The sequence below is a fragment of the Verrucomicrobiota bacterium genome (assembly GCA_021413925.1).
Classification (GTDB): Bacteria; Verrucomicrobiota; Verrucomicrobiia; order Chthoniobacterales; family UBA6821; genus UBA6821.
This window is the reverse complement of sequence record JAIOPL010000032.1, coordinates 26,799-48,278: the sequence shown is the minus strand read 5'-3', so window position 1 is coordinate 48,278 and position 21,480 is coordinate 26,799. Positions and strand designations below refer to the sequence as shown.

Here is a 21,480-nt window from a genome sequence, read left to right as displayed (position 1 = left end):
ATCCTACGACTAGGAGTTAAGGAAAGCAGTCAGGGGACTGGTCGGGATGGCGTGCTCGGCAGCCATGGGCAATCCGGCAGCTACCGCCTCGGCGGCACCCTCGATCGCCATCCGGAAAGCACGGGCCATGCGGACGGGATCGCCCGCGACAGCGATCGCGGTATTCACCAGCACGGCATCAGCCCCAAGCTCCAAGGCCTCGGCGGCATGGCTGGGAGCGCCGATCCCCGCATCGACGATCACAGGCACAATCGCCTGCTCGATGATAATGGAGAGTTGATGGCGCGTCTCAAGGCCCCGGTTGCTCCCGATCGGCGAACCGAGCGGCATGACCGTCGCGGCTCCCGCTTCCTGAAGTCGTTTTGCCAAGACCGGATCGGCATTGATATAGGGCAGAACCGTGAACCCTTCGGCCACCAGCATCTCGGTCGCCTTCAGTGTCTCGATGGGATCGGGAAGCAGGTAGCGGGGGTCCGGATGGATCTCGAGCTTCACCCACTTCGGCAGACCTGCGGCGGCGGAGAGGCGGGCCAGACGAAGCGCTTCCTCGGCGGTGTTGGCACCGCTGGTGTTGGGAAGCAGCAGATATTTCTCCGGATCAATGAACTCCAGAATATTGGCGAAAGGATCACCCTTGCCGGAGAGGTCGGCACGGCGGAGCGCCACGGTGACAATCTGGGTGCCGCTGGAGGCCAAAGCCTCACGCATGGTGGCTCCCGAGGAAAACTTTCCGGTTCCGAGAAAAAGCCGCGATGAGAATTCGCGGCCGGCAATGATCAGTGGCGATGCGGCAGACATCCCCTAATGCTATTGGTGAAGAGGCAAACCGTGCAAGAAAGCCCTGCCTTTCTTGTCTGTTAGAAAGGATTTATCACGCGGAGACGCGGAGTTCGCGGAGAAAAAAGATGGCGAATTCGGGGGTATCAAAAAACAGAGTATTTTAGTTCTCTAAAGAACCACTCTGCGAACTCCGCGTCTCCGCGTGAGATAAGAAGCAGATTCTACGTGCGTCAGGAAGCGTTGAGCGTTTCCCTCAGGCCACCGAGGACCCGATCGCGACGAGCGCCTCGTCCCGCGTGGCGCAGACGGGATATGCCGTCTGAAACTGGGCGATATCAAAGATCCTTTGAACAGCTGGCTGGAGGGCGCAGACGGCCAAGCCTCCGCCGACACGCTGCAACTGACGCCCTAGCAGGAAGAACTCACGGAATCCCGCGCTACTCACGTACTCAAGCCCGGCGAGGTCGAAAACCACGCCTTTGGAACCGCTCGATTCGATCTCTTTGGCCACCGATTCCTTGATCATGTTCTGCTCCGTTGCGTCGAGGCGCCCCTTGAGTGTCACGACAAGGATGGGGCCGGTTTTTTCGAATTGGATGTTCATGATCTTCAAGCAACTCAAAATGCTCTGGGGGACGCCCGTCAAGTCTCGTTCTCACAACATATCCGCAAGCCTCGGGAAGCGCACTTCCTCATCCTCTTGGCATTATCCCTAGGATGAACTATCGCTTGCATAGGACTCAGACACCCATGCCCTCTCTGAAACATTATCTGACACCCCGATCGATCGGGCAGCGATTCGCCCTGACCATCGGGGCGGGAGCAGGCGTGATCCTGATCGTTCTGGCGGTGGCCAACTATATTAGCGGACGAGAACTGCTACTCCGGCAAACCTCCCAGGAGGCACTCCGGGCCGTGAACGACGAGATCAACGCGATGGATGATCTCGTCGAGAAGATGGCGATGTATCCCGAGATCATCGCCGCCAGCGAGCTGGCCGGGACGAATAACGAGGGAGTCAACGTTCCCTGGCTTTCCTCGCTGCTGAAACACTCACCCATGTCGGCAATCTACGGACTCTATATGGCTAGGGATGCCAAGGACTGGCGGGATCCCGACTCCGACATTTGGGTCGACCGCAAGAGTTGGCCCAATCTCTCCCGCCTCAAGTACGACTTCCATGATGAGAATCAGGACTGGTACCGGGGAGCTAAGGAGGCCAAAGACCTCCATGTGACTCAGCCCTATTTCGATGCGGGGGGCTCCGACATCGACATGATCAGCATTACCAAACCCGTTTACTCGGACCAGGGAACATTTCTGGGCGTTGCGGGCGTGGATGTGGCTCTGGATGAAATGAGGAAGATCGTCCGGAAAATCCATATCAGGAATTATGAGAGCGAACTTGCGCTCGGACAGGATGAAGGAAAGGTCACATCGTTCCCGAAGAGTCCGACTACGGGGCCGCAGGAACTGCGTGAAACGGCGTATCTCATCTCCCAAAGCGGAGCGATCATCGTGAGTCCCGAAGCATCGCGGGACAAACCAGTGCCGAAGCCTGGTGAACAGGATCCGGCTAAGGCATTGGAAGAGCTGCTCAGCAACGGACTTGTCACCAGCGTTCCCGGCATCCAGAAGATCCTTGCCTCCGACAGCGGATGGCAGCACCTCAAGGATGGAAGCAACAAGGTTATCTACTGGGCCAAGGGTAGGACCACAGGATGGAAACTGGTGCTGGAAGTGCCTTACGAACTCATCGTGGCTCCGGCCAGAACATTGGCCGAACAGTCGGCAATCATCGGTGGGGCGGGGCTTTTCCTGTTGATTGGCGTCGTCTTTTTCACGGCACGCAGGGTTTCGGGGCCCATTACCGCGCTTCAGACCGTGGCAACCTCCTTTGAGAAAGGAAGCTATGCCGGCGGCGCGGGGATCCTGGAACAGATCGAAAAACGCCCCGATGAGCTGGGTCGGTTTGCCAAAAGCTTCTCCGCCATGGCACAGGAAATCCGCCTGAGGGAAGAGCGACTCTCGGAATGGAATGCCAACCTCGAGCAGACAGTGAAGGACCGCACTGCGGCCCTCGCCACAGCCATGGAGAAGGTAGAGAAGGCCAATGCCTCCATGGAGGCGGAACTCGCGGAGGCGGCTGCGTACTCCCGCGCAGTGCTGCCCGGGAAACTGACCTCGCCGGTTTCCGCCGACTGGGTGTTCATCTCCTCCTCTCAACTTGGGGGGGATTCCTTTGGCTATCACTGGATCGACGACGACACGTTCTCCCTTTATCTGCTCGATGTCTGCGGGCACGGTGTCGGCGCCGCGTTGCTCTCCATCAGCGTGATGAACGTGCTGCGCACTTCCTCCCTTGTTGACACGAACTTCCGTGATCCGGCCAACGTCTTGGGCAACCTGAACGCAGCCTTCCCGATGGAGCAGCACAATGACATGTATTTTACAGCCTGGTATGGCGTCTACACCCTCTCCACCAACAACCTGAGCTTTGCCTGCGGAGGTCACCCCCCCGCGGTGCTGATCGCGCCGGATGGCACCGTTCGTCATCTCTCTGCCAAGGGCGCGGTCGTGGGAGCCTTCCCCATGCCCACCTACGAGACGGCTTCGACCACGGTTGTGCCAGGCTCCAGACTCTATCTTTTCAGCGACGGTACCTACGAGATCGACCGACCCGACTCCTCAATGATGACCCACGAGGAGTTCTCACTGATCCTGAAAGATCCCGTCAAGAGTGGAGCCTCCAAACTGGAAGCCATCGTGACAGAGGTGCGACGCCAGCAGGAGAAGGAAGCCTTCGCGGATGATTTCTCGCTGGTGGAGTTCCGTTTTCCGGGCGAGCAACTCCCGTCCCATGGAGTCCTAAAATTAAAGGCCGACCTAGGGGAAGTGGCGCACCTCCATCCCTTCCTTACCTCTTACTGTGAGCACGAGGGAACCCCTATGGAGCAGGTCTTTGACTTCGAGGTCATCCTGGAGGAGCTCGTCACCAATGTCATCAAATACGGCGGCGTTGATGCAGGGCAAGAGTGCTGCCTCATCGAACTCCTGCGCGAAGGGAACCAAATCACCATCCGCTTCAGTGACCGGGGCAATCCGTTCAACTCGCTTGCCCGGGACGAAGTCGATACTGATAAACCGATCGAAGAACGCGAGATCGGAGGGCTGGGCATCCACTTTATCAAGAAACTCACTGATACCCAGAGCTATGAGTACAAGGATGGAAAGAACGTCCTGACGCTCACCAAAAAATTCACCACTCCCGCTGATTTCGACGTCTGATCGCTCGAGAGGATAGCGGAGCGAGGCTTTTTAGCGGTTTAGGCTGTAGGCTTTTAGAAAACAGCCGAGGGAATGATTCGCGCAGAGGCGCAAAGACGCAGAGATCTGAAGGAATCAGAAAATTACCATATCTTCTAATCCAGCGGACTCCTCACCGCGAGGCCCGGCTTATTGAGGACATGGGTATAAATCATCGTCGCCACATCGTCGCGCAGAGCCTGATCCCACTTCCTCGGTTTCACAAAATCAATGAACTTCCTCACCCAGTTGCGAAAAAAGTCATGCTTCCCCGCAACGATGCCTCGGGAGAGCAGGCCTTGTGAAAATCTGGCCCACCTCTCATCCCACTGCGCATCGGATTTGGGAGAACTCTGTGGCCCCCTGGAATTCAACGAGTTATCAATCATTTTTTATATTAACACATGTGTTCCATTATTGCAATATAATGACATGTCATTCTAAAATACGTTAGCTTACAAAAAACTCTCACTCGCAACCTAAACCACATAATAACTATGAAAAACCGCCAAACAATCAAACATGCATTACTTGCTCTATTAACAGCTGTCACTCTCAGTGGATGCGCATTTTCGTCCGGAGTCAAAGTCACGGAAACAAAAAATGAAAGTCGACTTCATCTCAGATTTGCCAACTCCAAAGCTGCATCCAATTTTTATCAATCATTTTTCGAGAATGTTGATAAGACGAGTCCAAGCAAAAGTCTGAATGCATTTCTTAAATTTAATTTTGGAACAGAAAGTAATGTTAGCGACAACGTCAAACTCAATGATGCATTCCGTTCTGCTGACAAGAACAGGAGCGGAGTGGTATCAGAGGAAGAGGCCATTGCATACGTTCAGTCGCTTAGTAACAAATAGCTAACAAGACGATTGAGCTAACGATCCACAGCGCCGGTAGTTCGCTGAGTTCAAGCGTGGATCAATCACGCCCATGCCAGCGCGACACGCCGCCCACAGTGGATCGCGGCTCATCTTGACGTTAGGCCGCCAGAAAAACATCGTCCTTGACACGACTCTGGAGTCTGTTCATGATCATGTACATATGACTGCAATTACATACACCGCAGCGAGAGAAAATCTCGCCTCCACAATGGACAGAGTATGCGATGATCATGACCCCGTAATCATTACACGCAATCGCGACCAAGCCGTTGTCATGCTTTCTCTTGATGACTACGAATCACTACAGGAAACCGCCTATCTGCTTCGGTCACCAGCCAACGCGAAGCGTTTGCTTGCTTCGATTGAGAGTCTGAACTCTGGAAAGACAGTGAGAAAGAACATCAAAGACCTAGTGGAGGCATGAATCTTGTTTTCTCTCCCCAAGCTTGGGAGGATTACCAGCACTGGTTGCAAACGGATAAGAAAATGATCAGACGAATCAACGAACTGATCAAGGACACTCTCCGAAGCCATTACGATGGGATTGGGAAACCTGAACCTTTGAAGCACACCCTTGCGGGTTTCTGGTCTCGCCGAATCACGGATGAGCATCGTCTGGTTTACCGAATTGCTGCGAAGAATGTTGAAATCGCACAACTCAGATTCCACTACGCAAAATAATGCGAACAGGGCGATGGACCTAATCACCCTCCCTTCGGCACTTTTGTCATGGGGAACGTTAGACATCCTCTTCTGCAAAGGCTTGGAAGATCGGATGGAGAGCAAGGCGTGAGAGCGAAGCGGTAGTAGTTCTACCGCGAGTGAGCAACAACGCTGCTATCCGCCGATACCCCAAGCCTTAAGCGATGCAGCAGGCGCCGTCGTGGTACCCCTGTTGCAAATGCTGAGCGTAATCAGCGCCCCCTCTTGCCTCGATGGAAGCGATGAACTTGTTCCGCTGCTCGAGGGTCATCGGGCTGGCGACCAATGCGGCGGCAACAGCCTGCTGCGCGAAGGCCATGGAATCGATTCCGATGCACTGGGTGGTAACTTCAGAGTAACTGAGCGCGTAATTGATGACGTCGTTGATCGTGACCAGCCCATGCAGATTCGCCCGCTTGCTTCCGCCGAATCCCTTCATGCCAATTGCAGCGATCCCCTTCTCCTTCATCAAGGGCAGGACGATCTTGTCAAAGTCCTTTGCTTGGAGCGTGTTTCCCAAGACGGAAACCGGAAGGAGTGATGCGTCCCACTGGTAACCGCTCTCGATCATGCGGATATGAGCCTTGGGGCTGGAGTGACCAGTGAAACCGACATAGCGCACCATGCCCTTGCGCTTGGCCTCATCAAGGGCCTCCAGGATCCCGTCCTTGCCGAGATGAAAATCAACGTCTGCGTCCTGGATCTCGTGGATCATCCAGAGATCGATGTAGTCGGTCTTGAGCCTTTTCATCTGGGCTTGGAGCATCTGAAGGGCCTTCTCCTTATCGGTTCCGGTGAAGGGAATGTCGTATTTCTTGGCGTGATGGATGCAGGCCTTTGTCATGATAAAGGCCTTCTCGCGCCAGCCTCCCGATAGGGCCTGACCCATCCAATCCTCGGCGCGTCCGTTGTGATACTCCCAGGCGTTGTCGAAGAAATTGACCCCTTGGTCGATCGCGTAGTGAGCGATGTTGGTCGCCTCCTGAACCGTCGGGGCAAGGGCGAGCGTATGGCCACCAAAGCCGATGCAGCTGAGGGTTTCCTGGTGACGTCCGAACTGGCGGCGCGGCACGGTGCCGGCAGGAACGGTATCAGCATTGACTGAAGAAACGCGGAGAGCTTGTGCCGCAGGCAGGAGGCCAAGCATTCCAAGGAAGGAGCGACGGGTGAGGGACATAAATGAAGGATGAAACTTGAAATCGGAAACTTGAAACCTGAGTGGGCAATAGAGTTCCCTGTCTTTTTTCAGGTCTCAGGTCTCAGGTTTCATCCCTCTCCGCCACCTCTTCCTCGTACCCCCGGCTGTAGCGGACGAAGACTGAAAACGACGTCGCGTAGGCGATCCAGAAGCCAGGGAATCCATCGAGGAAGCCGAGTCTCAGGAAATAGGCCCTGATGAAACGCCAGAGCGGACGCAGGAGATTGGCCGCAAGCGACCAATGCTTTCCCACCGCGGATTGGCGCTGCGCAAACTCGTTGGCAAAGGGACCTATCTTGTCGAGATAGCTCTGAATGGTCGGATAGGAATCATGGAGCAGATCACCCTTCAGGTGCTTCACGGCCCCCTCCACCAGCACGGTGTCATGGGCAGCATTTCCACCCATACTGGCCTTGTCACGTCGGACAAGACGAAGCTTGGTGTCGGGATACCAGTCTCCGTGCATGATCCAGCGACCGAGAAAGCAGACCTTGCGGTTGAACCGGCATCCGTGAAACCAGTCGACATCACCGCTGGCGAAGAACGCGCCGATCGACTGTCTCAGCTCCTCTGAGAGTTCCTCATCACAGTCGAGAATCAACACCCACGGCTGGGTGCAGTTATCCAGCGCCACCTGCTTCTGGGCGCTATGGCCGAGCCACTCCTGATGGATGACATGGGCCTTCTCCGCCTCGGCGATGGCCAAGGTCCCATCAGTAGAACCGCTATCCACAACCACGATCTCACGCACGAGCCCCCGGGCGCTCACGAGGCATTTGAGGAGGCGGGACTCCTCATTGCAAGCTGTCACAGCAAGGGAAATCGGAGGGATCTGGAAGGGATCGGTCATACGGAGCGTTCGGATTCTTTGGCCGCTTCCCAGAGCGCGTTCATTTCATCGAAAGTGAGCTCCTTGAACTCCCTGTCAGCCGGCACGGCCAGCTCCATAGTGCGGAATCGCTTCTCGAACTTACCTGTTGCAGCCTGAAGAGCGGATTCGGCATCGATCGAGAGAGCACGTGCGAGATTCACTACGGCAAAGAGAAGATCACCCACCTCTTCGGAGAGACGCCTTGCGACAGCAGGTTCCTTACGCAGAGGCATCTCGGCCTCCACCTCCAGGATTTCCTCGCGAATCTTCTCCACGACGTCCTCGGGACGCTCCCAATCGAAGCCGAGTCTGGCTGCCTTTTTCTGAATTTTCTGTGCACGGACGAGGGCGGGGAAGGCACGCGCCACGCCGTCGAGCAGCGAGGCATCCACTGTCGCATCGAGTCCCTTCGCCCTCCGTTCTGCCCGCTTAATCTCCTCCCATTGACCCAGCACGGCATTGCTTGTCTCCACGGAAGCATCGCCGAAAACATGGGGATGGCGCCGGACAAGCTTCTCGGCCGCCGTGGAGGCGATGGAGTCAGCGGTGAATCCCCCCTGCTCTGCGGCGATCTCGGCCTGCATGAGGATATTGATCAGCAGATCACCCAGTTCCTCCTCCAAATCGCAAGAATGCTCACGCTCGATGGCATCGACGACCTCGTAGGCCTCTTCGATCAACGAGGAGCGAAGAGACGAAGGCGTCTGCTCACGATCCCAAGGACATCCGCCGGGAGCCCGCAAGCGCGTGATGATTTCCCTGAGCTGATCGAGTGCCTGGCTCATCGCAAAGAAGGAAGGAGCGTTACTTGGAGTTCCTGCCGCCACGCTGCAGGATCGCCTGCCTTGCCTGTTCGAGCGAGGCACGCTCGATTGCAGTCAGACTGTTCATTCCCTTCCGGCTAATCTTCTCCAAGAGACGGTCCATCTCGAGTTCGGGATCGACGCGCGTCGCTCCTTCGGAGGGGGATGGCTGTCCCGTAGCCCCGCGATTCCCGGCAACTGAAGCGCGGAGACCGCCCGGCATGGCCGAGAACTTGGACTTGGGAGACTTGAGTCCGGGAAGCGACCATTGAAATCCATAACCGAACAGCGGTTCCTCGAATCCCGCGCGGCGCATCAGCATGACTGCCAGAATACTGGAAGAAATCAGCACAAGAACCTGCGGCGGCTGATGATCTGCCAGACGTTGAAGCGAGGAGATGGCGAGCAGCCCGAGAAAGACCCACCGGGCGGCCAACCCGAAGAAGAACTGGGCGCCGGGATGCATGGCCACAAAGGCAGCGAAGACCGCAAAGTTCACCTCCTGCGCCCCCGCAAACGTCTGCGGGATCCCCCCATAGCCAAAGGCCTGAAGAAGCAAAGGGCCGAGCAGGATCAGACCCCCGTAAAGAATCCCGAAACGCTTCCATCCAAGTCCATTCTCCACCTCGCGACCGAAGTAATAGAGCATGACCATCTCCAAGAGGAACCAGACCGAGGGAGAGGCCACGAACGCATAGGTTGCGAGCCTCCAGATCTGGCCGTGTGCGACTGCTGTGCTGCTGTAAATGAACAGATCCATCAACGCACCGTGACCCGAGGCAATCAGGAGCGAGGCCGTGATCATGGCGGCGCTATGAAGGGCCACCAGCAAGGTGATCAGGCGCACGGGAAATTCCCCAAGGTAAAAGAGGGGTTCGTTCTCCCCGGCAAGAATCGCTACGGACATGCCATAAAGTAAAACCAGTGGCACACAGCGACAAGCAGGAAGACTCGGGGGCTGAGTGAGGCCCTAGCCCTCCTCAGTCCAGGTGCCTGGAGACCTCAATCCTGAGCGCTCTGAGCGAGAGGTAGATATCGGCGAGCAGGAAGCTCATCGAACCAAGGAGACTCATCAGATTCAGGAAAAACAGCACGATAACCAAACGCTCCAGATGCATCCCTCCAAAACTCTTGAAGTAGAGGAAGAGAATCATCAGGCAGGAGAGGAAAATACTGCCGACCAGCAAACTTACTGAGTAGCGCAGTAGCGAGGCCCGCCTCACAAGAATCACCAACTGACATCGCATCTCACTTCTGGCGGTCTCGTTATTGAGGTTGTGATCCAGCTCCTTGACGGTCAGGCGCGAGCGGTCAATGGCCCTTCCAAGGCGATTGGTAACAGAGAGTAGCAGCAGACCGACCGCCGAGATAAGCACTGCAGGCGATACCGAAAGCTGCATGAGCTTGGAGAGTGATTCGACATTGAAATCATCCATGAACGAACACGAGTTTACGGGACATTCTTGCCCTTGTCTCCCAAATATCCGAAACTGTCATCATGAGTATGACAAAAGGAAATGCTGACTCACTGGGAAATCTCGAACCTTCAATTCCTGAGGTGATGAGATGGGTGAAGGAGATCGCCGCCCTAACACAACCCGATGCGATTTTCTGGTGCGATGGTTCCGAGGCGGAGGACAAGCTCATGAGAGAACGCATCGTCGAATCGGGGGCTGGCCTCTGGCTCAACGCTGATAAGCGACCGAACTCCCTGCTTGTCCGTAGCGATCCCCGCGATGTGGCCCGCGTTGAGGAACGCACCTTCATTTGCTGCAAGTCGAAGAAGGATGCGGGTCCGACAAACAACTGGCGCGAACCCTCCATCATGAAGGCCAAGTTGAACGGACTTCTCCAGGGGTGCATGAAGGGCAGGACCCTCTATGTGATCCCTTTCAGCATGGGACCCGTCGGCTCTCCGATCGCCCAGTACGGCATCGAGATCTCGGACAGTCCCTATGTCGTCGCTAATATGCGCACCATGACCCGTATGGGATCGAAGGTGTACGATGAGATCGCCAAGACCGGCACTTTCGTCAAGTGCCTGCACTCCGTCGGTTCGCCGCTCATCGCTGGGAAACAGGATGTCGCGTGGCCCTGCGATCCCGAGAATACCTACGTCACTCACTTCCCTGAGGAGCGACTGATTATCAGCTACGGCTCCGGCTACGGCGGGAATGCCCTGCTTGGGAAAAAGTGCTTCGCACTTCGTATCGCCTCGGCCATGGGACGTGACGAAGGGTGGATGGCCGAGCACATGCTCATCCTCGGCGTTAAAGATCCCAAGGGAGAAAAGACCTATGTCACCGCGGCCTTCCCGAGCGCCTGTGGCAAGACGAACTTCGCCATGATCATCCCTCCCAAGCACCTGAAGGAAGAGGGCTGGGAAGTCTCCTGCGTCGGCGACGACATTGCTTGGATCAAGCCGGGACCCGACGGCTGGCTCCGTGCTATCAATCCCGAGGCCGGTTTCTTCGGCGTCGCCCCCGGCACCTCCTACGAGAGCAATCCGATGGCCATGGACTCTATCAAGAAGAACACCATCTTCACGAATGTCGCCCTGACAGACGACGGCGATATCTGGTGGGAAGGCATGACTAAGGAACCCCCTGCCCATCTTATCGACTGGAAGGGCAAGGATTGGAGCCCCGGTCAGAACGATGCGGAGGGTAAACCCGTCCTCTCGAGCCATCCGAACAGCCGCTTCACAGCCCCTGCGCGCAACTGCCCCATCATCGATCCCGATTGGGAGAATCCGGAGGGGGTAAAGATCAGCGCCATGATCTTCGGAGGCCGACGCGCCACGACGATGCCGCTTATTTTCCAAGCCTTCAACTGGGTCCACGGCGTCTACCTCGGCGCAACGGTGGGCTCGGAGATGACTGCCGCAGCGGCGGGAACGATCGGCCAGGTGCGGCGTGACCCGATGGCGATGCTTCCCTTCTGCGGTTACGACATGGGGGATTACTTCGCTCATTGGCTGGAGATGCGCCGCCTCGTGAAGCACGTCCCCCGTGTCTTCCATGTGAACTGGTTTCGCAAGAGCACCGAGGGGAAATTTCTCTGGCCCGGCTTCGGTGACAACATGCGTGTCCTCAAATGGATCGTCCAGCGTTGCCAGCGCGGCGCCCATGCCCTAGAGACCTCGATCGGTTGGGTTCCGGAATATGCAGATCTCGACATGACGGGGTTGGAGGGCGTGATCACGCCGGAAGCCTTCGAGGAACTCCAGAAGATCGATCCTGCCGAGTGGCACCGCGAGCTGGTCCTTCAGGATGAGCTTTTCATGAAACTCTATAGCCACCTGCCTAAGGAACTCGTCTTCCAGCGCGAACTCCTGATCTCACGATTGTAAAACCGCAAAGCTTAAGGGTTCTCCCGCAGCCGTAACGCAGGCCAATTGGCCGAGGCCGGGCAAGCAATCGCAGGGGCGCAGAGATTTTTACGAAAATTACAAGCAGGCCGAATTTCTAATCAGGAATCTTCTCGCGAATGTTTGTACTTTGATTGTTTTTCCTCCGCGTCTCTGCGCCTCTGCGGGAGTTTATTCCTGATCCAATCCACTTCAGAGGGATGGAGTAACCTTCACCAGCTCGGCGAAGACTGAGCCGATAAAGACATCGACCTCGGCCCGTAGGGGCAGTCGGCGGTTGTCATCCGACATCCAGACGCGGCCGGAGCGGAATTTCTTATGCCGGGCCAGGTGGCCGATATTCGGGCCCATCGTCTCGATGGTCTGGATACGGAGATCGAAGCGGATCGCCTTCACCTCCCTACCCATGACTTTGATCCTGTCATGCCCGGTCACCGTGAGATCCACCAGATAAGGATTCCGGTCAGGAAAGGTGGTCAGGCGGAGATGATCCTTGGTGTTGAGGGGTTGACTGCGGACAAAGAGCATTGCGGCGAAGAGATCACGGATTCCGGGGAGTGGCGTGTGCAACCAAGGCTTCGATTCAGTCGTGAAGCGGTGACACGCAAAGACTGCTCCCGGAGTGAAGAGGGCGTCACTCACCATCATCTGCTCTGCAATCGACTCGTCCATGTGGAACCAGGAGGGAACCTGGCCGTTGATTCCTGCCTCCCCCTGGTAATTGGCATGATAATTCCACAGCTTCCGCACCCATTCATTGGGGCCGCCGCTGGCCACGATCCGGCGTCTAGAGGAATTAGTGGGATTAGAATTCCCCGAGTGATCGGTGCCAACAACACGGACGCTAGCCCCTCCTGCGGAAACCCCTTCCCAACCGAAACGATAGGTCGCCTCAAACGGATCGATCGGGGCAAAGGGAACGCTCGCTACGGGCGTGAGGCTGGCATCCCAGGCTGCATAGGGATCAGTAGTGGCGGCCTGGAGAGAAACTCCGCACTTACCCGCGACAAGAAGAAGCAGAACGAGGCCTATGAGGATCCCTTGGAGGATGAAAGCAGGGGGGTGGCGGCGTTGGAAGGGATCCATCCTTGGAGGGCTCCGGGACCAGAGCCAGTAGAAACATACCACCATGCTCCGTTCCGGGATAGGATGCTGATGAGGCACCCCGGGTCGAGTTTCCCAGATTCCGTAGCGCTATCAGCAGGGGTGGCCCGCAGGGTGGGGGCCGTCTTTGCGGTGATGACTGCCGAATTACGGGCCGTCCTGCGTGGATCGACAAGGGTTCCCAGCACGGAAGCTCCATGTCCGAAAAGAATCAGGAGCAGAGAGAGGAGGATCAGCCCCTTCCTCCGGCTAGCTTGGAAAAGAAGAACGATCAGACCAAGCGCCCCGATCCAGCCGATCACCGCACCCGTCACGACCATGGTCTCGGGGTGGATGGACTGCATCGTACGCTCCCTCCATCCGGTCGGCACGGGAATGCCTAGCAACCCAAGGGTCTTGGAAAGCTCCACTCGGGCCGGCGCAAGAGCCGGATCCAGCAGCAGGGTCCGGCGGAAGGAAAGGGAAGCGGCGACCGTATCACCTGTCTGCATTTCGGCCAGGCCCCGATTGTACCAGATCTCAGCCGATCCCGAGGTCTTGAAATCCGGATAGGTCAGCAGCGTCTTGTAGGTGGAGAGGGCCTCATCTGCATGACCAGAGGCAAGGTTGGCATTGGCTGAAGCGAATTCCTCCGGCAGTCCGGCGTGCAGAGAAACCACTACAGGCACTGCCAAGAGAAGACTAAGTGCAAGGATTCGGGGAAAAATGCGTTTCATCACGGGGCTTTGGTGGTGGTGAGTTCCAACGATTCCAGAAGTTTCCTGTGCTCGATCGCCGGAAGAGGAAGCGAACCGCCGGAGCCGTACTTCAGCACATCACGGCGCTCTGTCAGTCCCGAGATCAAGGCATCCCGTTTTTCCGAAGGGGGAACCACCAGTTCCGCATACTCGAGAGCCGCCTCATAGAAGGATCCCGCATCGACGGTTCCCCCAGTAAGAAGTGAGCGGAGTTGGGCAATATGTTTTCGACGACGGGAGGCTAGCGTACCCCCCTGGGATTGGATCTTCCAATAGGCCAGAATCGCGGCCAACGCCGCTGTGGCCACAAGCATGGCGAGCGTCGCGATCAGGAATTCGCTTCGTTGCATCGGTGTGGTCCAAGAACGCAGGTTGATTCCCAATAGCGGCTGACCTTCCTTCGGCGGCATGTTCTTGGTGGGGTTCTGCCCCGGGGAAGGAACAGGGGTTGGCGATAATGTCGTAGAACCAGAGATAGCAGGAGAGGCCCCCCCGGGAGAGGCCACCAGAGGAAGCGACTTGGAGGTCAGGGTGACATACTTGGCCGTGGTGGGATCGAAGTACGAGAACTCGCATCCCGGCGACTCTTTCTGAGGTTGCTGGGCGATGAGCGTGAAGTCGAAGGACTTCACCCCCGTGTAGGAGAGCTCGTCGGAGCTGTCAAATTTGTCACTCGGCGGATAGCTCCTCCAACCCTCGGCATGAGTCAGGACAGGTGCGCCCATCCCCTTGAAATTCCCACGCCCTCCGATTTTCACGACAAGATTGGCAGGATCACCCGCGGCGGGATGGGGGTTGCTGACGATCGAGTCGATGTCAAACTGGCCCACCGCGCCGGCGAAGGATTCGGGCCGGCCTTCTTTGGGCAAAGGAAGAACCTCGAGATGCAGGCCGAATGTCTTGACGGTCACCTGCTTCTGCTGGCTGACACCCGCCCGACCTCCCATCAACTGCCGAAAGACGGGGTCATCAAATCCGGGGGGTAGCGCGCCAGCCATCTCGATCTCGCAATCGAGCTTGGCGGGGGCGACATCCAGAGAACCGGGCTTCACCGCGGAGAGCAGGGAATGGAACGTCAGGACATTGTACGTGATCCCGTCACGGTCCTCGCGGGTTTGCTTCGGGTCGGGGAAACGCTCCACAAGAATTCCTTCGCATCCGAAGTCTACCCGTCCACGCACCTGCACGGGATATCGGGCGTCGAAATAATAGCGAATTTCAACGGGCGTCATCTCGCCGGCATAGAGCGTCTTCTTGGGGCAGTTGATCTCGCCGAAGGCAAGCCGTCCCTCGTCAGGGCGCTGCTGAACCGGACGAGCCCGCTGCTGCTGAAATCCAGGCATCGGAATCCCCGGGGGCTGGGTTCCTTGGGCAGACTGGGGAGACCCAGCAGATGGATCGACAGACTGGGCCTTGGCATCATCGACCTTGAAAGAAAGCTCCGGAGTTCGGAACTGGCGTCCATCGGCCGTTATTGAGGCGCCGGGGATAATGAAACTCCCCGTACGAAGGGGCATCACGATGTAGCTGTAAACGACGGATGAGAAGACCTTGAAGTTCACCATCTGAACCTGGGTTGATTGACCCGTGAGACGGATCTGGAGTCCGTCCGCCTGAATCTGCTGGGGCACATCGGCCTGCTGGGCTCCGGAGACCTTGATCTGAAGCTCCGCCATCTCCCCCTGGCTGATCTGTGCACGGGAAAGCACGGAACTCACCGAGACATCCGCCGCGTTGAGACGCGCGGAGAACAAGGCCTCCGTAAGCAGAAGCAGTGTGACTGCAGCGCGGCTGATAAATCGGAAAGGCTTCATGGACGATCTCATGGCAGTGCCGTTGCTTGTGCTCATGCTACCAATCGCGCAGCGGTTGTTCCACCGCTCGATTTTGCTGGTTGCTCAGCTGGTGCGCCTCCTCGTCCTGTACAGAGCGCAGAAGGGCCCGAGCCTGATTCGGGCTCATCTTGCCATCTTTCCCTTCCTCGGCGGCTGAAGCCTCGGCAGCTTGCTTCTCCTGCTCGGTTTTTTTCTGCTCCTGTGGGGAAGATCCATTTGTGCCCTGCTCTTTTCCGGGAGAGGAAGCAGGGGCTGGAGTAGGAGTAGGAGTCGCTTGCGCCCCATGCCCCGCCTGCTTTTCGTTACCCGGTTGTTGGGACTGGCCTGACTGTTGCTGGGAAGAAGGAGTCGGCGTGGGAGTGGGCTGACCCTGGTCTTTCTGCTGATCCTTGCCGCCGTTGGACTGATCATTCTTCTGCTGCTGATCTTTCTGATCCTGACCTTTGCCTTGGTCGTTCTTGGAGTCCTTAGGGTTGTTGGAGTCTTTTGAGTCCTGGGGCTTGTTCTGATCGTTGTTTTTTTGATCCTGATTCTGCTGATCCTTCTTATCGTCTTTACCGTCCCCTGTGGACTGATCGCTCTTCTGATCCTTCTGATCTTTTTTATCGCCCTGACCTCCCCCTTCACCCTGAGACTGGTCGCTCTTTTTCTTATCCTTGTCCTTATCCTGATCCTTCTGGTCTTTATCGTTTTTCTTTTCCTGCTGCTTCGGAGGAGGTTGCTGCCGGTTAAGATCGACGATTAGTTTGCGGACAATATCGCGGTTTTCCTTGGCCCTGGCATCAGAGGAATGATCCTTCAGCACTGTCTCGTAATGCTGCAGGGCGTTATTCCAGTCGGAAAGCTTGGCCTCTTTTCCATCGGCGCTTTCACCGGATCGGACCAGTGAATTCGCGAGATTGTAGGTCGCGGCATCCCGGATCTTAGGAACCGTGGAGGTCATTGCGGCTGAGAAATACTCGGCAGCCTTCTTGAAATCACCCGCCTTGTAGGCGGCGGCTCCGGCATCGAAACGGATTTCCGGGGTGGTTGCCCCTGATTGCAGGCGTTGTTCGAAATCCTTGAGTGCCCCCTGGTAGTTGCCCTGCTGATAGTCACTGATACCCGATGAGGCGGCCTCGACTCTTGTGCTTCCCTGCAGGAAAAGGCCCAGCATCATGAGAACTCCGGCCATCGGTAGCGCTTTGTGCCTGCGACCTTCGCCAAGAATGGACCAGAGGGAGAGCAAGAACAGGGCCGCTCCAACCGGCCAGGCATAGCGCTCGATCGGCTTGTGGGCGCTCAACACGCCAGTCTCCTGCTGGTCCATGGGGACGATCCCTTTCTCGTAGATGATCGAGGCGGCATCCTGACCATAAGGAAGAGAAAAGCCTCCTGTTTCTTTCGCGATCGCGGTGAGCCGTGGCGCATCCAGCTTGGAATTCACAGGACGCCCGTTCTCATCCCGGACAAAATCATTCCGCCCTTCCTCCGTCTTGATCGGGATCAGCGATCCCGCAGCCGAACCAAATCCGATCGTGAAGATCCGGACCCCCGCGGCCTCCGCTTCCTTGGCTGCTTCGACACCGCTCTCATCCAGCTCCTCTCCATCCGTCATCAGCACGAGTGCCCGACTCATCGTCTCCCCCTTGCCGAAGGCTGCGATCGCGAGCCTGATCGCCGAAGCGATATCGGTGCCTCCCTTCGGGATCGTGTTCGTATCGAGATCGTCGATGGAGGTCAGGACAGCCCCCTTGTCTAGGGTTAGGGGGGCCTGAAGGAAGGAGGTTCCCGCAAAGGCGATCAGCCCCACCCGATCACCCCTCAGCAAGTTGAGGAGATCCTGCGAGATCAGCTTGGCACGGCCGAGCCTAGTCGGAGCAGTGTCCGTGGAGAGCATGCTGCGGGAGGTGTCGATAGCGATGATGACGTCGCGACCGCGGGATTTTATCTCCTGATCGATGGATCCGTAGCGCGGCTTTGCTATTCCCGTGATCGCACAGGCGATCGCAAGGAGCAGCGAGGCGATCCGGAGGTTGCGCTTGAAGGGACTCACCTGACCGGCAAGCGACTGCTGCAAGCGAGGCGCCAGGATTCTGGCCAGCAGAGCCTCCCTCTTGCGACCCGCATCAATGAAAACCCAGAGCACGGGAGCCAGCAGTAGGAAAGCCCAGAACCATTCGGGTGATGCGAATGTCAACCTGTCATCGAGCGCCGTCAGAAGAAAAGGATACATGGGAAGAGATGAAAATGCGCGCGTTAGGGCAGGCGGCGCCAGATGGTCTGCGAGAGAACGGCCTCGGCGATCAGAAGGCAGGCGGCGATCAGAAGGAAAAGCGTGAAGTAATCGTGGTAGTCGGAGCTCTTCTCGACCTCGACCTTGGTCTTTTCCATGCGATCGATCTCGTGGAAAGTACGTCCCATCGAATCCGTGTCCGCCGCTCGAAAATATTTCCCCTCCCCGATCCTCGCGATCTGGTCGAGCAGCTTCTCGTCAAAGTCGAAGATCACCTTCCTGTAAACCGACTTGCCCATCATATCCTTGCCGACAGGGACGGGAACAGGCCCGGTGCTTCCCGCTCCGATCGAATAGATCTTGATGCCCAGCGCCTTGGCGGCTTCCGCGGCCGTAAGAGGCTGCACCTTCCCTGCGTTGTTAGCGCCGTCGGTCAGCAGCACGATGATTCTCGTCTTCGCATCGCGGTCTTTGAGCCTGTTCGCTGCGGAGGCGAGAGCCGAACCGATCGCAGTGCCATCCTCTACCAGACCGAGTTGGATGCGGTCGAGATTGGTGATCAGCCAATCGTGATCAAGGGTCAGCGGACTCACGAGATAGGGTCTCCCGGCAAAAGCGATGATACCGATGCGGTCGTTGGGTCTTGCCTCGATGAACTCGCGTGTGACTTTTTTGACCACGTCGAGGCGGTTAACTCTTGAAGATCCGATCGTGTAATCCTCTGCTGTCATCGATCCCGAAACATCCAGAACCAGCATGATGTCGACGCCGCTTGCGGTGATATGTTCGAGTGTGTGGCCGATCTGCGGCCTGGCGAGCGCCACGATGAGACAGGCCATCGCGCCGTAGACCAACGAAGAGATAACGGCTCCGGCTCTGGAGCGGCGTTTTTTCCCAACGGCGATCACAAGCTTAGTGGAGGAAAAGAGGATTCCGGGCGTCCCGCCCAACTTACCGCGTAGCAGTGCCAGTAAAGGAAGGGCCAGCAGTCCCAGCAGCAGCCAGGGATGCGCAAAGGAAAAAAACGTTGCCGAGGCCAGAATCATGGGAGCCATCATGCAGTAGAGGGTGCAGCAGCTTCCGGGTTGTTCTTGTCGATGGGTTGCTCACCGCTGCGGACAAAGGATTCTGCGGCTTCAATCAGGCTCAACCGTTGCTCGAATGTCGCCTCACCCTGGGCAAATTTCAGATAATCGGAGCGGTGCAGAAACTCCGCGAGAGCTTCCTGCTCGGCGGGGACAAAGCTGAGCGCGCCCTGCAACGAGACAAGAAATTCTTCGGTAGTCTGGCGCGGCGCAGCGAGTCCCAGAGCCTCACCCAGGAATCGACGCAGCACATCGGAGACCCCGACGCCGAAGTCATGATCACTCCCCTCCGAGACTTTTCCGCGCAAGCTCGTCAGGGCATCGAGAGCGGCCTCCCGGGGCGTAATCAACTTGGCCTTTCTGCGGCCTAAAAACCACCAGACGGCCCCAGCAATCAGAACGACGGCAATAAATACGGCAAGGATCAACCAGACCGGTCCCGAAAAAAACGGGAGTGGACCCACGATATCATGGATGGGGGCCGGCGTAGGGCCGGCGGCTCCCGGGGCAAAGCTCAGACCGGGAGTGGGAACTGGTGCTTGGGCCGCATTCGTCATGCCGCCATCCTCCTTCCGCGCCTGTCGAAGAAATTACGCAACACTGGAAGGTAATCCTTGTCCGTCCGCAGGGAAACCATGTCGATACCGCGTGATCCGAACATGCTCGTCAGTTCCTTGGTCCGGAGCGCGGAGAGCTCGGCATAATTGCGTGTGATGGCGCTCCTTGAGGTGTTGACCTCGATCTGTTCGCCAGTTTCCGGATCCTCAAGAAGGATGACTCCGACATCGGGCAGCTCCTCTTCGGCTGGATCCACAATTGGAAGAGCCACCATGTCATGGCGCTTGGCGGAGACCGTCAGGGGACGGCTGAAGTCGCCTGTGAAGAAATCGGAAATCACGAAAACCACCGCACGGCGGGTGATAAGCTTGTTCATGTACTCCAGCGCGCCCGCGAGATCGGTGCCGCGTCCCTTGGGTTGGAAATAAAGCATCTCGCGGATGAGCCTGAGAATATGGTGCCGTCCTTTCTTGGGCGGGATAAAAAGCTCCACTCTGTCACTGAAGAGGAGCAATCCGACCTTGTCGTTGTTGTGGATCGCACTGAAGGCCAGGATCGCCGCCACCTCGGCAGCAAGCTCCCGCTTGCTTTCCTGGACGCTTCCGAAGTTCCCCGAAGCGCTGACATCGAGAATGATCATCACCGTCATCTCACGCTCCTCGGTGAACTTCTTGATATAGGGCTCCCCGGTGCGGGCGGTCACATTCCAGTCAATGGCACGGATCTCGTCGCCGGGCGAGTAGGGGCGAACCTCCTCGAAGTTCATCCCACGTCCCTTGAAGACACTCTGGTACTGACCTGCGAATGAAGACTCCACGAGTCGGCGCGTGCGCAACTCAAGTCGCCGGATCTTACGTAGGATTTCCCGTGTGTCGTTCATCGGTGGGACGAAAGGTAAAAAAAGACTCTTGGGCTGTTAGGCTATTAGGCTGTTCGTTTTCAAATAAGACTCCGTGGCTCTTCCTGCCAATGGGCCAAAAAGCCAATAGCCTTGTTGCTTTGTTACTTTGACCTAGGGAACGGGCATTCCCTCGAAGACGCGATTCACGATCTCCTCTGAGGAAATGGACTCGGCCTCTGCCTCGTAGCTCACGGCGACGCGGTGGCGCAGCACCTCGATACCGATGGACTTGACGTCATGTGGGGTCACATAGCCGCGGCCGTTCAGGAACGCATGAGCCTTCGCCGCGAGGGTAAGATAGATCGTGGCGCGCGGGGAGGCGCCGTAGCGGATCAGACCGTCGAGCTTCAGGTTGTAATTGGTCGGTTCGCGCGTCGCCCAGACAAGGTCGACAATGTAATCCTTGACCCTGTCATCGACAAAGATCGCGTTGACCACATTGCGCGCCTCGAGGATCTGCTCGCGGGTAACAAGCGCGTCGACATGAGTCTTGGGCGAAGAGGTTGCCATCGCGTCGAGGATGGCGCGCTCCTCACTGCGGGTCGGATAACCGACCACGACCTTCAGCATGAAGCGGTCCAGCTGGGCCTCGGGAAGGGGGTAGGTTCCCTCCTGCTCCAGCGGATTCTGCGTAGCAAGGACAAGGAAGGGGTCAGGGAGCTTGAAGGTCTCGTCGCCGATAGTGACCTGACGCTCTTGCATCGCCTCGAGCAGCGCGCTCTGGACCTTAGCCGGGGCGCGGTTGATCTCGTCGGCCAGGATGAAGTTGGCGAAGATAGGACCCTTTCGTGTGGTGAAGACTCCCTCGCGGGGGTTGTAGATCAACGTGCCGACCAGATCTGCAGGCAGTAGATCCGGAGTGAACTGGATGCGAGAGAAATCCCCGTGAATGCAGGAAGAGAGCGTCCGGACAGTCAGGGTCTTGGCAAGGCCCGGAACTCCCTCGAGCAGGACGTGACCGTTCCCCAGAAGTCCAATAATCAGGCTGCGGACCAGCCCCTGCTGGCCGATGATGACGCGGCTCATCTCCTGGGTGAGGGGTTTGACCCAGGCACTGGCTTCCTGGACGCGGCGATCGAGTTCTTGGACGGATGGATTCATAAATCGGGGTTAATGAGACTAATTCTTCTG

Annotated in this window: 19 protein-coding genes; 4 read left to right on the top strand and 15 right to left on the bottom strand. The window is 57.2% G+C overall.

The window, feature by feature from the left end; genetic code table 11:
• Window positions 1–9: 9 nt before the first annotated feature.
• Both K8R57_11255 and K8R57_11250 read right to left on the bottom strand, forming a co-directional pair.
• Window positions 10–798, bottom strand: a complete 789-nt coding sequence (locus tag K8R57_11255) for a thiazole synthase (GenBank protein MCE9588875.1) — start codon at window positions 796–798, stop codon at window positions 10–12.
• 235 nt (window positions 799–1,033) lie between these two features.
• On the bottom strand, window positions 1,034–1,384 hold the full coding sequence (locus K8R57_11250; GenBank protein ID MCE9588874.1) for an STAS domain-containing protein: 351 nt from the start codon (window positions 1,382–1,384) through the stop codon (window positions 1,034–1,036).
• Window positions 1,385–1,530: 146 nt separating this feature from the next.
• On the opposite strand from K8R57_11250, the gene K8R57_11245 reads away from it, so the two are divergent.
• From K8R57_11245 to K8R57_11235, 3 genes are all read left to right on the top strand, one after another.
• Complete coding sequence (locus tag K8R57_11245) at window positions 1,531–4,068, top strand: SpoIIE family protein phosphatase (protein MCE9588873.1); 2,538 nt, start codon at window positions 1,531–1,533, stop codon at window positions 4,066–4,068.
• A 1,062-nt stretch (window positions 4,069–5,130) separates the two neighbouring features.
• Window positions 5,131–5,394, top strand: coding sequence for a type II toxin-antitoxin system prevent-host-death family antitoxin (locus K8R57_11240; GenBank protein ID MCE9588872.1), 264 nt, complete (start codon window positions 5,131–5,133; stop codon window positions 5,392–5,394).
• Window positions 5,391–5,651, top strand: a complete 261-nt coding sequence (locus K8R57_11235; GenBank protein ID MCE9588871.1) for a Txe/YoeB family addiction module toxin — start codon at window positions 5,391–5,393, stop codon at window positions 5,649–5,651. Before K8R57_11240 ends, K8R57_11235 begins: the two co-directional genes overlap by 4 nt.
• Before the next feature lie 178 nt (window positions 5,652–5,829).
• On the opposite strand, the gene K8R57_11230 is transcribed toward K8R57_11235, so the two are convergent.
• The 5 genes from K8R57_11230 to K8R57_11210 form a co-directional block, all read right to left on the bottom strand.
• Complete coding sequence (locus K8R57_11230) at window positions 5,830–6,849, bottom strand: aldo/keto reductase (GenBank protein ID MCE9588870.1); 1,020 nt, start codon at window positions 6,847–6,849, stop codon at window positions 5,830–5,832.
• A gap of 82 nt (window positions 6,850–6,931) precedes the next feature.
• Window positions 6,932–7,702 carry a glycosyltransferase family 2 protein gene (locus tag K8R57_11225; GenBank protein MCE9588869.1) on the bottom strand — a complete coding sequence of 257 codons (771 nt, stop codon included), beginning with the start codon at window positions 7,700–7,702 and terminating at the stop codon, window positions 6,932–6,934.
• Window positions 7,703–7,716: 14 nt separating this feature from the next.
• Window positions 7,717–8,526 carry a nucleoside triphosphate pyrophosphohydrolase gene (gene mazG, locus K8R57_11220; GenBank protein MCE9588868.1) on the bottom strand — a complete coding sequence of 270 codons (810 nt, stop codon included), beginning with the start codon at window positions 8,524–8,526 and terminating at the stop codon, window positions 7,717–7,719.
• A gap of 19 nt (window positions 8,527–8,545) precedes the next feature.
• Window positions 8,546–9,451: a rhomboid family intramembrane serine protease gene (locus K8R57_11215; GenBank protein MCE9588867.1), complete on the bottom strand. Its 906-nt coding sequence runs from the start codon at window positions 9,449–9,451 to the stop codon at window positions 8,546–8,548.
• A gap of 73 nt (window positions 9,452–9,524) precedes the next feature.
• A complete protein-coding gene (locus K8R57_11210; protein MCE9588866.1) occupies window positions 9,525–9,980 on the bottom strand; it encodes a DUF2721 domain-containing protein in 456 nt (151 codons plus the stop codon).
• A 68-nt stretch (window positions 9,981–10,048) separates the two neighbouring features.
• Between K8R57_11210 and K8R57_11205 the strand changes: the two genes are divergently transcribed.
• Entirely contained in the window at window positions 10,049–11,896 is a 1,848-nt protein-coding gene (locus K8R57_11205) for a phosphoenolpyruvate carboxykinase (GTP) (GenBank protein MCE9588865.1), read from the top strand.
• Between the two features lie 210 nt (window positions 11,897–12,106).
• Here K8R57_11205 and K8R57_11200 read toward each other — a convergent pair whose 3' ends face one another.
• The 8 genes from K8R57_11200 to K8R57_11165 form a co-directional block, all read right to left on the bottom strand.
• Entirely contained in the window at window positions 12,107–13,000 is an 894-nt protein-coding gene (locus tag K8R57_11200; protein ID MCE9588864.1) for a DUF3108 domain-containing protein, read from the bottom strand.
• Entirely contained in the window at window positions 12,943–13,734 is a 792-nt protein-coding gene (locus tag K8R57_11195; GenBank protein MCE9588863.1) for a hypothetical protein, read from the bottom strand. Before K8R57_11195 ends, K8R57_11200 begins: the two co-directional genes overlap by 58 nt.
• Window positions 13,734–15,605: a BatD family protein gene (locus K8R57_11190; protein ID MCE9588862.1), complete on the bottom strand. Its 1,872-nt coding sequence runs from the start codon at window positions 15,603–15,605 to the stop codon at window positions 13,734–13,736. Before K8R57_11190 ends, K8R57_11195 begins: the two co-directional genes overlap by 1 nt.
• 1 nt (window position 15,606) lies before the next feature.
• A complete protein-coding gene (locus K8R57_11185) occupies window positions 15,607–17,805 on the bottom strand; it encodes a VWA domain-containing protein (GenBank protein MCE9588861.1) in 2,199 nt (732 codons plus the stop codon).
• Between the two features lie 23 nt (window positions 17,806–17,828).
• The gene (locus K8R57_11180) at window positions 17,829–18,851 is read right to left on the bottom strand and encodes a VWA domain-containing protein (protein MCE9588860.1); all 1,023 of its coding nucleotides are present in this window, start codon (window positions 18,849–18,851) and stop codon (window positions 17,829–17,831) included.
• Between the two features lie 8 nt (window positions 18,852–18,859).
• On the bottom strand, window positions 18,860–19,447 hold the full coding sequence (locus K8R57_11175) for a DUF4381 family protein (GenBank protein ID MCE9588859.1): 588 nt from the start codon (window positions 19,445–19,447) through the stop codon (window positions 18,860–18,862).
• Complete coding sequence (locus tag K8R57_11170; GenBank protein ID MCE9588858.1) at window positions 19,444–20,328, bottom strand: DUF58 domain-containing protein; 885 nt, start codon at window positions 20,326–20,328, stop codon at window positions 19,444–19,446. Before K8R57_11170 ends, K8R57_11175 begins: the two co-directional genes overlap by 4 nt.
• 132 nt (window positions 20,329–20,460) lie before the next feature.
• Window positions 20,461–21,450 (bottom strand): AAA family ATPase, encoded by a 990-nt coding sequence (locus tag K8R57_11165; protein ID MCE9588857.1) that lies wholly within the window; start codon window positions 21,448–21,450, stop codon window positions 20,461–20,463.
• Window positions 21,451–21,480: the final 30 nt, after the last annotated feature.